This is a genomic window from Brevibacillus laterosporus LMG 15441 (assembly GCF_000219535.2).
Taxonomy (GTDB): domain Bacteria; phylum Bacillota; class Bacilli; order Brevibacillales; family Brevibacillaceae; genus Brevibacillus_B; species Brevibacillus_B halotolerans.
Map to the genome: position 1 here is coordinate 3,923,513 of NZ_CP007806.1, position 13,988 is coordinate 3,937,500.

A 13,988-nucleotide genomic window follows, 5' to 3' on the forward strand; every position below is an offset into this window, starting at 1 on the left:
CCCTCTTCACGGTCGCAAAGAGTGGCCTTTCTTCCAATACGATTTAACAATAAAAATTACCGAATCCGAACAGCCGTTCCAGAAGCAACAACCATCAGCATACCGTTACCGATCGTTTCAAAATCTAAATGAATACCGATAACTGCATTCGCACCTATTTGAGCAGCCTTATCCTTCATCTCGTTAATGGCAATCGCTCTTCCTTCTGCTAGCTTATTTTCATAGGCACCGCTTCGTCCGCCTATAATGTCTCGGACCCCTGCCATGAAATCTCGAACAATGTTAGCAGCCATAATTGCTTCGCCCGTTACAATATCAAGATACTCCTCGACATCTCTACCCTGAACAGTATGTGTTGTGGTTATTAGCATGTTGTCCTCCTTAAGCTGTTAGATATCTTGTCTTAACAAGTATTACGTTTCGTAGTGGCTGGAGGTTTCAAATTTGTTTTTATAAACAATCTCTTTTAGCTGGAATCACAATGGTTTCTGTAGCATTTTGAACCTCTACAATAATGGGTTTTACATCTGAGCTACCACATATCGGGCACCTTTGTTGATCATAAAAAATACTGCAGCAATGAATGCAAGTAAATTTCATCTGTCACTCCTCCTCCCAGTACGCTGTATTATACGCTCTCTTCCTTAAAAAAACTGTCTCTTTTTGTAAAACACACGTAATAAAATATTTTATCGTAAAGCTCTTTCTCTTATGTATGAACGAGGCAAGGTACTTTGTGCATGGACAAAGTACCTTTGATCGCTGAAACCAAAAGATAATCATTTCTTTTTGAGCTTTTTTACGCTTTCCAACGCTCGCAATAAAAAATCGGGCACAGGCAGACCCAGCCGATGACAGTTTTCGATAATAGAAATCCCTTCATTCCCAATCATAAATAAAATGATTGTATCTCGTAAAAAACCTTGATTACTTCCACTAATTAAATCCAATTGGTTGGCTATAATGATAAAAGCAAACATACCAACCTTTTTAGCTATTCCTCGAAACCCTTCCTGGCTACTAAGCGACCTGGTATACCACGCAGCGAGTACACCCGTTATATAATCGACAACGATAAAAATGCAAAATGCCGTAAACAGCTTATCTATGCCACCCACTAAATAGGTGAAAATGGCAATTACGGCCCCAGTCCAAACGAGATGAGAGCTGTCTTCCCCCGAGTACATCATATTTTTAGCTACCTCCTCCTGCCTGTTGGCTAGGTATAAACCGAGGTACCTTTCTTTTCTTATGCTATATTTTTCCCTTATATTCCAATAACCAGCGTTCCACCAAGTAATGTAGGTTTTTTTGTCGATTCAATAGAACACGTTCAGCCTGCTGTTTTTGCGTCAGACTTAATAAAGAACCTGGAATCCGTCTTACTGTTTGTTTTATAAGCACAGGTGATAGTCGTTGAATCTTTTGAATAAACGGCTTTACTTGACTGTATTCTTGGATATAGTGGGTAAGACCCCGCAAGTAGTGATGATTATAGAGGGCAACATGTTCCCACTGCTTGGAATACCATGGAATTTTGCGAAAAGTAAAGGTTCCCAACAGAGACATACTATGATCAATAGCATAAAAGTCATATGCTTTCTGAGTAGGGAATATTATGATGTTCTCATTATGGCGATCTACATTGACAATCCAAATATCAAAGACGAATAGCTCTATCAGTCTTTCTGGGGATTGCAATTCGTTGATAGCCCTTGGCCCTTTTCGCCGATAGAACTCCTCCCAGCTATAAAGACGGCCTTTTCTTTTTTTATGAGACACTATGCCCCTTTTCCCTTGAATTGTGACCACTTCGATTTTTGCTACTGAGATGCCTAGCTTGCGAGCAAGTCGATAGGAAAGTAACTCCATAGCTAAAACAGGACCAAGCCTTTTTGCCGTACTTCTATTCATATATTTAAAAAAACCAATTTGTCGGTTTCCTTCCCTTCCTTTTCTAACCTGCCAAACAGGGCCTAAAGGGCGGTTATATTTTTGAACAGGTACCCAGCTTATCCCTGGCTTTCTCATAGCCATGACTCCTCTATTTATTATTATTTTCCTGCTGTAAGGTTTGGCACGGCTTATTCTTTTACGAAAGCATAATTGATTGATCATCCGATTGTGGAAACAAAAAGCCATCGGCTACAGCCAATGGCCCCTTGTTACGTACACAAAATTTACTTCTTAAAACCTTTATGTCTGGCATGAACCACTAGGGTTTCGCCTGGATTTAAAATCACTGTTACATGGCGATGACGACATTTTTTACGGGGCTTCTCATGATTCGTCCATACTGAACTAGTAGAGTTTTCCCAAGGAAGATCAGAATGACTTTCATGATGATGAGGATGACGATGATGACGCTGTCTACACTTACAATGTTTTTTACTCATAAAAACACCTCCTACTGTGATACTTTAGAATATGAGTAAAAGATAAGCATTGCTTGGACGATAGAAACAGTAGATATGACCAATTTATAACCTCTCCTAAAGCACCTGATTTTCTCTTTACCTCATGATGCATACAAAAAAGCTCAGTAACACACACTTATGATAAAGAAACGGTCTTAACCGAATCAGAATGATGAGGTGAAAAAAATGAATGGCATGGAATTAGTGGAATTCTTGCGAGAAACAGAAAATAAAATGATTCATATTCATAGAGCCATTGACCATATTAGCAATGAGCCTACCTTAAAGGAATCCGTAGCCGTTCTAACAGAAGTTATCACCGACTACCAGTCACAAACGGATAAGGTGAAGTCAACTTTAAGACATATGGATGTTAATCCCCATCAAGGGAAGCATCAACACGAGGATGATAGCGAGGAATAATGATTTTTTCCTGCAAAAAAACAGCGCTTTTCTCTTTATTACGAGAAGCGCTGTTTTTCCACTCTTTCTGTTTATGAAGGAATGGGAATCCCCAATTCTTCCAGACGATTGGTTAGGTAGTTACGATTGCTCAGAATAATTGGATCTGTTGGTCGGTATGCTCGTGCCAATTCATTATGTTTGTATGCCTTCTCAAACTGTTCTAAGCGATCATAGCAAACACATAGTTGCAAATGTGGGAGCCAGGTCCAGCATGCTTCTTTCCGGAATCCCCACGATTTAGGTTTGGATATTGTAGTAGCGAGATCATACCAAAAAAGCGCCCTCTTCGGTTCATTTTTTTGTAAGAAATAATATCCCAGCCGACAGCATGCCTCAGCTCGTGGCAAGCCATATTCCAAACTTTTTAATGCATACTTGATTTCTTCTTCTGGAAGCTGTAGTCTCTCATAACAGAAGCATAGCTGCTCGAGTAGCATCCCCGGTTCCTCTACAGGTGGTAATTCTTTATTCACAAACTTCTTATAAATCTCGATAGCCTCTTCATATCTTTCATGATCCTTTAATTCATTGGCATAATAATATTTGTCCCTCGGGGATAATAAAATCCCATCTGCTATCGCACTTTCGTATAATTGCAAATTTCTGTTATGAAATTTTTGCTCACGTGGACGATGGGTAACGGCAATATCAACTTCAAAACACTTAGCATAGGAATACTGAATATACTCATGAACCATGCCTATCCAGGAATGCTTATGGGTTCGCTTTATCATTCTTTCACGAGAATAAGGAAGAATGATATTGCCAAATTCATCTTTACTAGTATGATAAGGCATGATGATTACATCAATACTCGGGTCAATTTTATGCTTATAGAGCTGTAGTTTTTTCCGATCAATTTCCTCCAGTACATCATCTGCGTCCATCCACATAATGTAATCCATGGTAGCTTGCTGAAATGAAAAATTACGTGCTTTAGAAAAGTCATTCACCCATTTGAAGTGAAAAATCTTTTTGGTAAACGCCTTCGCTTCCTTAATCGTTTTGTCAGTGGAACCGGTATCCACAATAATAATTTCATCAACTGCTCCCTTGACAGAACGAAGACAACGGGCGATTGATTTTTCTTCATTTTTTACAATCATACATAGGCTGATCGTAGCCATACTTCACCCCCCACTCTCAATTACAAGGGCTCGACATGCTTTTGCGGATCAAATGTACCCACCCGTCCCACGATAAGGTTTGGATTATATCCCTGTGTCTCTAGCTGATGTATGCTCATAGGAAGTTGCCATTTTTCTATAAACCGCCTTGCGTTCTCCCAGGAATAGTCTCGGTACTTCACTTTATTTACTAAAAAGGAAGCATGGCCAAAGTGATAAATAAATACATCATTGGCAACCCATAGATTTTTCCCAAACAGACGAGCGCGTAGACAAAAATCATCATCCTCATAGTTGGCTGGATGAAAGCGTTCATCCAATCCGCCAATGTGCTCAAGCAGACTCCGTCTAAATAATATGCAATGGCCTACCAGCTTTCGACTATAGAAGCCTTGATTGGCATAACGTTTGGTCCAATCAATTGCAAACGAATCAACTGTAGCAAGCTCTACGGTTTCTTCTGTGCTAATTTGCTGTCCAGGAGATACATTATTGGAACGGGGTCCAACCATACCTACTGACGAATTTTTATTTAACCAATTTATAAGTAATTCGCTCCACTGTGGAGTGACCAATGTATCATTATTTAGCATGACAATATACTCGCCCCGTGCTTCTCGAAATCCTTGATTATTGCCTGCTGCAAAACCACGATTTTCACCATTAGAGATAACGACTGCATGAGGAAGAGAATTCAGGTAGGCAACCGTCCCATCAGTCGAGCCATTATCAATACAGATTAGCTCATAATCTTTTGTATGCTTTTGAATACTTTCCACACACATTTTCGTAATAGGTAAGCCATTACGTGTCAACATTACAATCGAGAGGTTAGGAGTCATAGCTCTCCTCCTTTATAGCCATACAATCTAGGCGGTACGCATGCAATGCATCACGCCAATGCCGAAGAAGTTGAAAATCCTGTAAACGAATAGCCATATGATCCATCACTGAATAGACGGGTCGGGGGGCAGGACGCGGAAAATCCTGCGTTGTTATGGGGACAACCTTTACTTTTTGCTGAAATTCGGCAAATATCGCCTCTGCAAATTCATACCACGAGCAACTCCCTTGATTGGAAGCATGGTAGATACCGTAACACTCGCTTTTAGCTAGCTGCATTAAAAATAGTGCCAGATCAACAGTATAGGTAGGGGAGCCAATTTGATCAGTGACAACTGAGACTTCTGTCTGTTTTTGTCCAAGCTGTATCATTGTCTTCACAAAGTTATGACCGCTTTTACCAAATACCCAGGAAGTTCGAACAATAAAATGCTTGTGGCATAAGCATCTGGTCAATTCTTCCCCGGCTAGCTTACTTTTTCCATAGACACTTTGCGGATCAGGACGGTCAAATTCAACATAAGGCTCACTTCCCTTGCCAGAAAATACATAGTCTGAGCTAATGTACACCATTTTGGCACCTATCTCTTGCGCAGCAAGGGCTACATTACGAGTGCCCCACGCATTCACTGCATAGGCCTGGTCAGGTTCGCTCTCAGCCTGATCCACATTGGTATAGGCTGCAGCATGAATAATAACATCAGGCTGATAAGCCTGCACCTGCGCTCTTACCTGATCCAATTGTGTAATATCTAATTCCTGTCGACTGTATCCCTTTACATGATCCATGTCCTGTGAGCATGCAACCAAATCTTGACCTAGTTGCCCCTGTGCCCCAGTGACCAGCACTTTCACACTGCTCCCTCCCTTTTTTCTCCTACGCTAATGGGTATGGTCTTGAATGATATGACCATATTGTTGCTTATAATATTCGCGAAAAGCTCCTGATTTAGCTCGCTTCCACCATTGTTCATTTTGCTGATACCAGCGAATCGTATTAGCAAGACCTTCTTCAAAAGTATGAATCGGCTCCCAGCCTAATTCTGTTCGAATTTTGGTGGAATCAATAGCATAGCGGCGATCGTGCTTCGGACGATCCTTGCTAAACTGAAGCAAATTCTCTTCACGATGTAACTCACGGAGCAATGTTTGAAGCAAACTCAGATTCGTCCATTCATTATTGCCGCCAATATTATATACTTCGCCGGGCTTGCCACTATGCATAACAAGATCAATAGCTCGGCAATGGTCCTCTACATGTAACCAATCGCGAACATGTAGTCCATCGCCATAAACAGGAATGTTTTCATATGCAATTGCATTGGTAATAGCGAGTGGTATTAATTTTTCTGGAAATTGATACGGTCCATAATTGTTAGAACACCGTGTGATATTTGTATACATATCATAGGTTTGATGATAGGAACGGACTAATAAATCAGCTGCTGCTTTGGAGGCGGAGTATGGGCTATTGGGGGCAAGCGGAGAATCTTCAGTAAACAATCCAGTCTCGTCTAATGAACCATACACTTCGTCGGTAGATACTTGAAGAAACTGTTTGATTTTATATCGTTTAGCAAATTCTAGAAGCACCTGCGTACCGGTAATATTTGTTTTTACAAAGTAGCTTGGGTCTGAAATACTTCGATCAACATGCGATTCTGCTGCGAAATTAATAATAATATCAATTGGAGTCTCATCATCAGAATATAAAGCTTTTTCTCCTGACAGAAGCTTTTCGACTAATTTCTTGTCATAAATAGAGCCTCTCACGAACCGATAATGAGGATGTTCCTCAATATCCTGTAAATTCTCTAAATTACCGGCATATGTGAGATAATCCAAGTTAATGATTTTATAATGGGGGTATTGATGCAGGAGATAATGAATGAAATTACTCCCAATAAATCCCGCTCCACCTGTCACCAATACTTTCATAAATGACTTCCTCCTTATTTAAATACCGTGTCCCAATTAAAATTAATGGTTTTATCATCATAGGCAATTCGATATTCATCTGGATCTTTGGGATCATAAGAATTGTTGGTTAAATAAGTAATGACGGCTGGCTGTTGCCCTAATACCCGATATCCATGTGCTACTCCTCGCGGGATGAACAAAGAGATTAAATGATTCTCACCCATATAATACACGTCGGTTTTTCCTTTAGTCGGCGATTCGTCTCTTAGGTCATGCAAAACGACCTGAGCATTGCCGGCGGGGAAGAACCAGATATCATCCTGCTTTTTATGATAATGGAACGCTTTAATCACACCTGGATATGTCAAGGAGGCTGATAATTGACCGAATTTTTCCAACATCAAGTCGTCATCACGCCATACCTCCATAAAATACCCACGATCATCCGCAAACTTAATTAGCTTTTTGACTTTCACGCCTTCAATCACGCTTTATCTCCTCCTCAGCCTATCTATTCACCTTCTAACTTATCCAGCTCTAAGGTGGCGGCTAATTGGTTTGCGTGTAAAATCGAATGGTGGGTTCCTGCATCTGTCCACCATCCCTGAAGTACATCATATGTCATCTCATTTCGCTCAATATACGCATTATTTACATCAGTAATTTCTAATTCTCCACGGGCAGAAGGCTGTAGGGTTTTAATAATGTCAAATACCCTCCAATCGTACATATATATACCTGTTACAGCAAATTGGCTGTCTGGGTGGGACGGTTTTTCTGTGATGGAAACAATTTTTCCATCATCCAACTTTGGTACACCATAGCGCTCAGGATCAACTACCTGCTTTATCAGAATATTGGCTCCGTACCCACGTTCTTTAAACCTCTTCACATAGTTGGAAATATTATCAGAAAATACATTATCACCTAAGATAACCGTAATCAGCTCTCTATGTGCAAAATCCTCCGCCATTCCTAATGCTTGTGCAATTCCCTTGGGTTCATCCTGTACCTTATACGTGAATTGCATATTAAAATCTACTCCGCTTCCCAACAAATTTACTACATCTCCCATATGCTCACGGCTCGTGACAATTAATACCTCATGAATGTCCGCCTGTTTTAGCTTATGAATGGGGTGATAAATCATTGGATATTTTCCAATCGGTAACAAGTGTTTATTGGTAACCTTTGTTAAGGGATACAATCTAGAACCTGTTCCGCCGGCTAAAATAATTCCTTTCATGTATCGGCCTCCCTACATCGTTTGACGTTCAGGTCAATCATGTATAGCACCGCTCAACATAACTGCACGATATGTTATTGTATGCTTACAGATAATAACCGCTCTCGAAATAAAGAATTCCCACTTTAGCCCTATCACGAAAGCTACACCATCAAAGATTTCATTGGGGCCCACTCTTCGTAGCTTCAAATAAATGAGCAGTGATTTTTTCTTGGTAAGCACGTAATTCTAACGTATCATCTGACTCCCGATCCGGATCAGTAACATAGAGTGCGCCATGAATAAATCGAAGTGTATTAACATAGGCCTTGATCAGTGTATCTTTTTCCTGTAAATATCCAAGCAATGGTGCTACCTGTAAGACCAGATGTACCAAATCAATAGAGCCGCCAATGATGATATCATGTTGCTTGACTTGTTGAGCAGGATGCATGCGGAAATAGCTTAATGTATCCGTCATATAAACTCCTTTTCCATTTCGTAGCAATACGATCCAAGAGGCCATATCCACTGTGCACGTATATTTTCTATCTAATAAGGTTCCAAACGGTTCTGTTAAATATTTTTTTCGAAATAATACCGTTGTCGGCTCTCCAATGAAATTCCCCCACTGTAAACCAAGTAACATATTAATTAATTGATCACCATCTAAAATTGTATCCTGTAAGAAATCTGTTTGGGTTTCTGCGATATCAGGTTGAATGGCACCAGTCTCATTGATAATTGCCCGTTTAGAAGTGACCAAAGCGATCTCTTCTTGATGATCCATTTGAAAATAAACCATCATCCTACTAATTTTCTCTGGGTGAAATAGATCATCATCCATCAAAAAATTGATATATTCCCCACTTGCCAGGTCCAGTAGCTTTAGGTCATTTTCAAATTGCCCCAAATTTTGCGGATTTTTGGAATAGATAAGCTGTGGATGCTTCTCCAAATAAGGTTTTATTAGTTGCTCGGTTTCATCGTTCGTGCTGTCATCCCCTACGATAATTTCCAAATTAGAATAATTCTGAGCTAAGGCACTTTGCAATGCTAGTTCGAAATAATGTGGTCTATTATAAGTAGGAATCAGAATACTTACCTTTGGGAGCTCCTTAGAATCATCTTTTGTCACAAGCTTTCCCTCCTTTTCTAAACGTTTACCACCTTTACTAATGTATGAAATTGGGCAGAGACGGTTCTTTGTCAGGTGGAAGAAAAAGAATAGGAGAAGGGAAGAAAATTCTCTAGTGTCGATTTTTCTTTAAGTGGAATATGGTAAGAGAAGGTATACCCTTGCTTAAAAACGCAATACCTATCAGCTTCGTATCATTCGGGAAGTAGTTAGCTATTAATCGGAAAAACACGCTTTTCCGTTAAAAAAGGAGAAATACGCAATGGAGAATAGACAGCTTTCTTTCGCGTTTATTAGTTGCGTGAACGACGAAGTCCTCTATAAAGAATGTTTAAATCACATTAGTCAACTATGGGTTCCCCCTGGATTCTCAGTGGAAATTATTTCGATTTATGATGCAGTTAGCATGACGGAAGGCTATAACAGGGCAATGCGACAAAGTAAAGCTAAATATAAAATTTATTTACATCAGGATACTTACATTATGAACACTAGGTTTTTAGTTGATTGCCTCAAGGTTTTCATGGATAAAGAAGTTGGAATGTTTGGAGTAGCAGGTACTAACGATCTCCCTCCCTCAGGGGTCTGGTGGGAAGGCAGTAGGCCTTTTGGAAAGATAATGGCTTATATTAACTCCTTTGGTCACCACAACTTTGGAAATGTTCCCTATCCTTTTCAAGAAGTCACTAGTATTGATGGAGTTATGATGGTAACTCAATATGATATAGATTGGGATGAGAAGATAAACAACTTCCATTTTTACGATGTGTCTCAATCAATAGCTTTTCGTAAAGCAGGATATAAGGTCGTCATCCCTCATCAAGAAGAAAGTTGGATCCTCCATTACTGTTTCGACGACATTAATTTTGAGGAATACAATAAAACAAAATCTATTTTTCTCGACCATTATTCCTTTGAGGATTGGAAGGACTTTAATTCCCCTTCCTCTACAAATTAAGAAAAACATAAAGCATGATTATACCCCTCTTTTTCGGTCAGATCACCCTTTACTTATGGAATAAAAAACATTTTTAATCATGTAATCTACAAAAAAGAACCCATCTCAGGGTTCTTTTTTTGATGTTTATATACATAAGTCTTACATACCGGAAGAAGCAATCACATAACGGATATACGTATCTCTTTCAGGATCATTTTCATACATTACACCAAGTCCGTTTTCACTCGTTACCTTTTGGAAGGATAAGTTCAGACTACTATCCCGTAAAAAATCCTCAATTGCTGTAAGTACCCCATTTTTCGGGCCATTTTCATATGCTGCATTGTATAAATTGTGATTTATTCCTCCTTCTTCCGCTAATTCGGACTGTCCCGGAATCATCCCTTTTAATGCATATGGCTTCAAATATTCGGCAGGGATCTGCTGTGGATTATAATACATATCACGACGACCGTATGGCCAATCTACATCATGGAAGAAAACGAGTGGAAATTTACCTGTTTTTTTGGAACGTTCCTCAATTGCTTTTAATTCAAAATAGACTGTATACCAATTATGATCACCGTCAATGAGTACCACGTCATATTCGGAAATCTGGGGTAATGCATCGTGACTAAGTAAACGAATCACTTCTAAATGTTTACCAAACGCATTTTGAAAAGCATTTACATCAAACTTAGGTAGTGGATCTACAACATACACTTTTGCATTAAGCCATTTGCAATATTCCAATATTCGTATGGTATTGAATCCGTAATCTGCACCAATTTCTACAATATTTTTTGGCTGTTCCTTTAGTAGTATAGGTCTAATAATTTTTTCCCAAAAACGATTCATTATTCCATCCCTCCTCTCAACAGAATATTCTTCAGATGCCATTTGATGAAAAATAATTAATATGAAGTAAGCATTTTTACACCTTCGAATTTTTTATAGAACTGACACTCTCCTATCTTTTCTTCATATAGATAAAGAGTAAATAAGCTTTTCAAGGAGGTTTATACATGCGTTTTTGCATAAAGCATTTTGTCCGGCTATGCTCAGAGGAGCTCCCTCTCCTAGATCCCATCTATGAGTTTGGTTCCTTTCAAGTCCCTTCTCAAGAAATTTTTGCAGATCTTCGTCCCTTTTTCCCCGGTCGCACCTATATTGGATGCGATATGAGAGAAGGCCCTGGTGTAGATCAAATTTTGAATTTGCATAACATAGATTTACCTGATGAAACAGCAGGATCAGTACTTAGCTTAGATACATTTGAGCATGTGGAGTATCCGCGTAAGGCCATAGAAGAATGTTATCGTATTTTAAAACCTAATGGTGTCTGCGTTATCAGTTCTGTTCTTGATTTTCCAATTCATGATTATCCTTCCGACTATTGGAGATTTACACCAGAAGGATTCAAGAGCTTACTACAAGCTTTTGAGACCGTCATAGTGGAATCGTTGGGGAACCCCGAATTTCCTCATACTATAGTAGGAATAGGTGTAAAAGGACCCCTAGCTGGTGATATAAAGGAGCGTTTACTAGAAAAACTTAGTCATTGGAAACGAACCTCTGATATAACGTAACTGTATGTATATGCCTTTTGATTAAATATGCAAAAATGCGCTTGTTCCTAATTGAACAGGCGCATTTTAATATATTGATTTAATTATTTTTCTTTCGTAAAGTTAGTTCCTTGAGCAATTCCTCACGAATTACTTGCTTTTGCCAGGCAATTTGCTCTTCTTTCTTTTTCGGACGTTCCATTACCACTATTTTTCTCGTCATAAAGTTCCCTCCTTTTTTATTGCTTTCTCCTATTCACTTTACCCAATTTTCTGAGAATAACAACTCGGTTGTTCTAATTTTCACATGAATGTAATAAGTATTTGATTTATTTGTTTCATTGCTACTTTTGTATCTTGTTAGATTTTCTAAATACCTTTATTATCATTTGGTGTCTTTTTATCTAAGGAAATATGAATCTCATACAAATAAAAAACGTCCTTTCCTAATCAAGAAAGAACGTTTAGCTTTATTCTTTGAAAACTAGATAATGAAAGTCAGCATAAAGGCAATGTGGATAAGTCCTCGACCGATTAGTATTCGTCAGCTCCATGCATTACTGCACTTCCACACCGAACCTATCAACCTCATCGTCTATAAGGGGTCTTACTAGCTTGCGCTATGGGAAGTCTCATCTTGAAGGGGGCTTCACGCTTAGATGCTTTCAGCGCTTATCCCGTCCGCACATAGCTACCCAGCTGTGCCACTGGCGTGACAACTGGTGCACCAGAGGTGCGTCCATCCCGGTCCTCTCGTACTAAGGACAGCTCTCCTCAAACTTCCTACGCCCGCGACAGATAGGGACCGAACTGTCTCACGACGTTCTGAACCCAGCTCGCGTACCGCTTTAATGGGCGAACAGCCCAACCCTTGGGACCTACTTCAGCCCCAGGATGCGATGAGCCGACATCGAGGTGCCAAACCTCCCCGTCGATGTGGACTCTTGGGGGAGATAAGCCTGTTATCCCCAGGGTAGCTTTTATCCGTTGAGCGATGGCCCTTCCATGCGGAACCACCGGATCACTAAGCCCGACTTTCGTCCCTGCTCGACTTGTAGGTCTCGCAGTCAAGCTCCCTTGTGCCTTTACACTCTACGAATGATTTCCGACCATTCTGAGGGAACCTTTGGGCGCCTCCGTTACTCTTTAGGAGGCGACCGCCCCAGTCAAACTGCCCACCTGGCATGGTCCTTCCACCCGATAAGGGCGGCAAGTTAGAAACTCCGTACATCAAGGGTGGTATCCCAACGACAGCTCCACGAAGGCTGGCGCCCTCGCTTCACAGCTTCCCACCTATTCTGTACATGATGCACAAAGTTTCAATACCAGGCTACAGTAAAGCTCCATGGGGTCTTTCCGTCTTGTCGCGGGTAACCTGCATCTTCACAGGTATTATGATTTCACCGGGTCTCTTGCCGAGACAGCGCCCAAGTCGTTACGCCTTTCGTGCGGGTCGGAACTTACCCGACAAGGAATTTCGCTACCTTAGGACCGTTATAGTTACGGCCGCCGTTTACTGGGGCTTCGGTTCAAAGCTTCGCTTGCGCTAACTCATCCCCTTAACCTTCCAGCACCGGGCAGGCGTCAGCCCCTATACTTCGCCTTGCGGCTTCGCAGAGACCTGTGTTTTTGCTAAACAGTCGCTTGGGCCTTTTCACTGCGGCCTCCTCGGGCTATAAACCCTACCGAGGCGCCCCTTCTCCCGAAGTTACGGGGCCATTTTGCCGAGTTCCTTAGCAAGAGTTATCCCGCGCACCTTAGGATTCTCTCCTCGCCTACCTGTGTCGGTTTGCGGTACGGGCACCTTGTTCCTCGCTAGACGCTTTTCTTGGCAGTGTGAAATCAGGGACTTCGGTACTTATATTTCCCTCGCCATCACAGCTTGTGCTTATTGGTGTGCGGATTTGCCTACACACCACACTTACTGCTTAGACGGCCATCCAATAGGCCGCTCACCCTATCCTCCTGCGTCACGCCATTGCTCAAGCGGAACAGAGGTGGTACTGGAATATCAACCAGTTGTCCATCGCCTACGCCTTTCGGCCTCAGCTTAGGTCCCGACTAACCCTGGGAGGACGAGCCTTCCCCAGGAAACCTTAGGCTTTCGGTGGACAAGATTCTCACTTGTCTTTTCGCTACTTACACCGGCATTCTCACTTCCAAGCGCTCCACCGCTCCTCACGATACGGCTTCACTGCTGCTTGGAACGCTCCCCTACCCAGTCCATAAGGACTGCCATAGCTTCGGCGGTATGTTTAGCCCCGTTACATTTTCCGCGCAGAGTCACTCGACCAGTGAGCTATTACGCACTCTTTAAATGGTGGCTGCTTCTAAGCCAACATCCT

17 protein-coding genes and 1 rRNA gene (1 of these 18 cut by a window edge) are annotated in these 13,988 nt (G+C 41.1%); 3 read left to right on the forward strand and 15 right to left on the reverse strand.

The genetic code is table 11. The features are described 5' to 3' along the window. Nucleotides 1-56 precede the first annotated feature (56 nt). From BRLA_RS17250 to BRLA_RS17265, 5 genes are all read right to left on the reverse strand, one after another. Entirely contained in the window at nt 57-371 is a 315-nt protein-coding gene (locus BRLA_RS17250) for a YbjQ family protein (protein ID WP_003336605.1), read from the reverse strand. A 79-nt stretch (nt 372-450) separates the two neighbouring features. Continuing rightward, the gene (locus tag BRLA_RS24345) at nt 451-600 is read right to left on the reverse strand and encodes a hypothetical protein (RefSeq protein ID WP_003336603.1); all 150 of its coding nucleotides are present in this window, start codon (nt 598-600) and stop codon (nt 451-453) included. Nucleotides 601-779: 179 nt separating this feature from the next. Next, nucleotides 780-1,190, reverse strand: a complete 411-nt coding sequence (locus BRLA_RS17255) for a phage holin family protein (protein WP_003336602.1) — start codon at nt 1,188-1,190, stop codon at nt 780-782. A 64-nt stretch (nt 1,191-1,254) separates the two neighbouring features. Then, on the reverse strand, nt 1,255-2,031 hold the full coding sequence (locus BRLA_RS17260; protein WP_003336601.1) for a HipA family kinase: 777 nt from the start codon (nt 2,029-2,031) through the stop codon (nt 1,255-1,257). 149 nt (nt 2,032-2,180) lie between these two features. Further along, complete coding sequence (locus BRLA_RS17265) at nt 2,181-2,396, reverse strand: hypothetical protein (protein WP_035319185.1); 216 nt, start codon at nt 2,394-2,396, stop codon at nt 2,181-2,183. Between the two features lie 207 nt (nt 2,397-2,603). Between BRLA_RS17265 and BRLA_RS17270 the strand changes: the two genes are divergently transcribed. Further along, nucleotides 2,604-2,840: a hypothetical protein gene (locus tag BRLA_RS17270; protein ID WP_003336599.1), complete on the forward strand. Its 237-nt coding sequence runs from the start codon at nt 2,604-2,606 to the stop codon at nt 2,838-2,840. A gap of 71 nt (nt 2,841-2,911) precedes the next feature. On the opposite strand, the gene BRLA_RS17275 is transcribed toward BRLA_RS17270, so the two are convergent. The 7 genes from BRLA_RS17275 to BRLA_RS17305 all read right to left on the reverse strand — a co-directional run bounded on the left by BRLA_RS17275 (nt 2,912) and on the right by BRLA_RS17305 (nt 9,135). Next, a complete protein-coding gene (locus tag BRLA_RS17275; protein WP_003336598.1) occupies nt 2,912-4,009 on the reverse strand; it encodes a glycosyltransferase in 1,098 nt (365 codons plus the stop codon). 20 nt (nt 4,010-4,029) lie between these two features. Next, the gene (locus BRLA_RS17280; protein WP_003336597.1) at nt 4,030-4,851 is read right to left on the reverse strand and encodes a glycosyltransferase family 2 protein; all 822 of its coding nucleotides are present in this window, start codon (nt 4,849-4,851) and stop codon (nt 4,030-4,032) included. Continuing rightward, a complete protein-coding gene (gene rfbD / locus BRLA_RS17285) occupies nt 4,841-5,707 on the reverse strand; it encodes a dTDP-4-dehydrorhamnose reductase (RefSeq protein ID WP_003336596.1) in 867 nt (288 codons plus the stop codon). Before rfbD ends, BRLA_RS17280 begins: the two co-directional genes overlap by 11 nt. 27 nt (nt 5,708-5,734) lie before the next feature. Continuing rightward, nucleotides 5,735-6,790 carry a dTDP-glucose 4,6-dehydratase gene (gene rfbB / locus BRLA_RS17290; protein WP_003336595.1) on the reverse strand — a complete coding sequence of 352 codons (1,056 nt, stop codon included), beginning with the start codon at nt 6,788-6,790 and terminating at the stop codon, nt 5,735-5,737. A gap of 14 nt (nt 6,791-6,804) precedes the next feature. Continuing rightward, nucleotides 6,805-7,260: a dTDP-4-dehydrorhamnose 3,5-epimerase family protein gene (locus tag BRLA_RS17295; protein WP_003336594.1), complete on the reverse strand. Its 456-nt coding sequence runs from the start codon at nt 7,258-7,260 to the stop codon at nt 6,805-6,807. A gap of 23 nt (nt 7,261-7,283) precedes the next feature. Continuing rightward, nucleotides 7,284-8,018 carry a sugar phosphate nucleotidyltransferase gene (locus tag BRLA_RS17300; protein WP_003336593.1) on the reverse strand — a complete coding sequence of 245 codons (735 nt, stop codon included), beginning with the start codon at nt 8,016-8,018 and terminating at the stop codon, nt 7,284-7,286. 160 nt (nt 8,019-8,178) lie between these two features. Beyond that, nucleotides 8,179-9,135 carry a glycosyltransferase family 2 protein gene (locus BRLA_RS17305; protein ID WP_003336592.1) on the reverse strand — a complete coding sequence of 319 codons (957 nt, stop codon included), beginning with the start codon at nt 9,133-9,135 and terminating at the stop codon, nt 8,179-8,181. 262 nt (nt 9,136-9,397) lie between these two features. Here BRLA_RS17305 and BRLA_RS17310 point away from each other — a divergent pair, with 262 nt between their 5' ends. After that, entirely contained in the window at nt 9,398-10,093 is a 696-nt protein-coding gene (locus BRLA_RS17310; RefSeq protein WP_003336591.1) for a glycosyltransferase family protein, read from the forward strand. A 141-nt stretch (nt 10,094-10,234) separates the two neighbouring features. Here the strand turns inward: BRLA_RS17310 and BRLA_RS17315 are convergent, their stop codons facing one another. Beyond that, complete coding sequence (locus BRLA_RS17315) at nt 10,235-10,933, reverse strand: class I SAM-dependent methyltransferase (RefSeq protein ID WP_003336589.1); 699 nt, start codon at nt 10,931-10,933, stop codon at nt 10,235-10,237. Nucleotides 10,934-11,100: 167 nt separating this feature from the next. Here BRLA_RS17315 and BRLA_RS17320 point away from each other — a divergent pair, with 167 nt between their 5' ends. Then, nucleotides 11,101-11,664 (forward strand): class I SAM-dependent methyltransferase, encoded by a 564-nt coding sequence (locus tag BRLA_RS17320; protein ID WP_003336588.1) that lies wholly within the window; start codon nt 11,101-11,103, stop codon nt 11,662-11,664. A gap of 79 nt (nt 11,665-11,743) precedes the next feature. Here BRLA_RS17320 and BRLA_RS25045 read toward each other — a convergent pair whose 3' ends face one another. Then, the gene (locus BRLA_RS25045) at nt 11,744-11,866 is read right to left on the reverse strand and encodes a hypothetical protein (RefSeq protein WP_003336587.1); all 123 of its coding nucleotides are present in this window, start codon (nt 11,864-11,866) and stop codon (nt 11,744-11,746) included. Between the two features lie 291 nt (nt 11,867-12,157). After that, nucleotides 12,158-13,988, reverse strand: a 23S ribosomal RNA gene (locus tag BRLA_RS17325) (it continues 1,099 nt past the right edge of the window).

What these genes read in the sequence shown, in the direction of transcription:
- BRLA_RS17250 (WP_003336605.1), bottom strand. Translation starts at nt 371, where the DNA reads ATGCTAATAACCACAACACATACTGTTCAGGGTAGAGATGTCGAGGAG.
- BRLA_RS24345 (WP_003336603.1), bottom strand. Translation starts at nt 600, where the DNA reads ATGAAATTTACTTGCATTCATTGCTGCAGTATTTTTTATGATCAACAA.
- BRLA_RS17255 (WP_003336602.1), bottom strand. Translation starts at nt 1,190, where the DNA reads ATGATGTACTCGGGGGAAGACAGCTCTCATCTCGTTTGGACTGGGGCC.
- BRLA_RS17260 (WP_003336601.1), bottom strand. Translation starts at nt 2,031, where the DNA reads ATGAGAAAGCCAGGGATAAGCTGGGTACCTGTTCAAAAATATAACCGC.
- BRLA_RS17265 (WP_035319185.1), bottom strand. Translation starts at nt 2,396, where the DNA reads ATGAGTAAAAAACATTGTAAGTGTAGACAGCGTCATCATCGTCATCCT.
- BRLA_RS17270 (WP_003336599.1), top strand. Translation starts at nt 2,604, where the DNA reads ATGAATGGCATGGAATTAGTGGAATTCTTGCGAGAAACAGAAAATAAA.
- BRLA_RS17275 (WP_003336598.1), bottom strand. Translation starts at nt 4,009, where the DNA reads ATGGCTACGATCAGCCTATGTATGATTGTAAAAAATGAAGAAAAATCA.
- BRLA_RS17280 (WP_003336597.1), bottom strand. Translation starts at nt 4,851, where the DNA reads ATGACTCCTAACCTCTCGATTGTAATGTTGACACGTAATGGCTTACCT.
- rfbB (WP_003336595.1), bottom strand. Translation starts at nt 6,790, where the DNA reads ATGAAAGTATTGGTGACAGGTGGAGCGGGATTTATTGGGAGTAATTTC.
- BRLA_RS17300 (WP_003336593.1), bottom strand. Translation starts at nt 8,018, where the DNA reads ATGAAAGGAATTATTTTAGCCGGCGGAACAGGTTCTAGATTGTATCCC.
- BRLA_RS17310 (WP_003336591.1), top strand. Translation starts at nt 9,398, where the DNA reads ATGGAGAATAGACAGCTTTCTTTCGCGTTTATTAGTTGCGTGAACGAC.
- BRLA_RS17315 (WP_003336589.1), bottom strand. Translation starts at nt 10,933, where the DNA reads ATGAATCGTTTTTGGGAAAAAATTATTAGACCTATACTACTAAAGGAA.
- BRLA_RS17320 (WP_003336588.1), top strand. Translation starts at nt 11,101, where the DNA reads ATGCGTTTTTGCATAAAGCATTTTGTCCGGCTATGCTCAGAGGAGCTC.
- BRLA_RS25045 (WP_003336587.1), bottom strand. Translation starts at nt 11,866, where the DNA reads ATGACGAGAAAAATAGTGGTAATGGAACGTCCGAAAAAGAAAGAAGAG.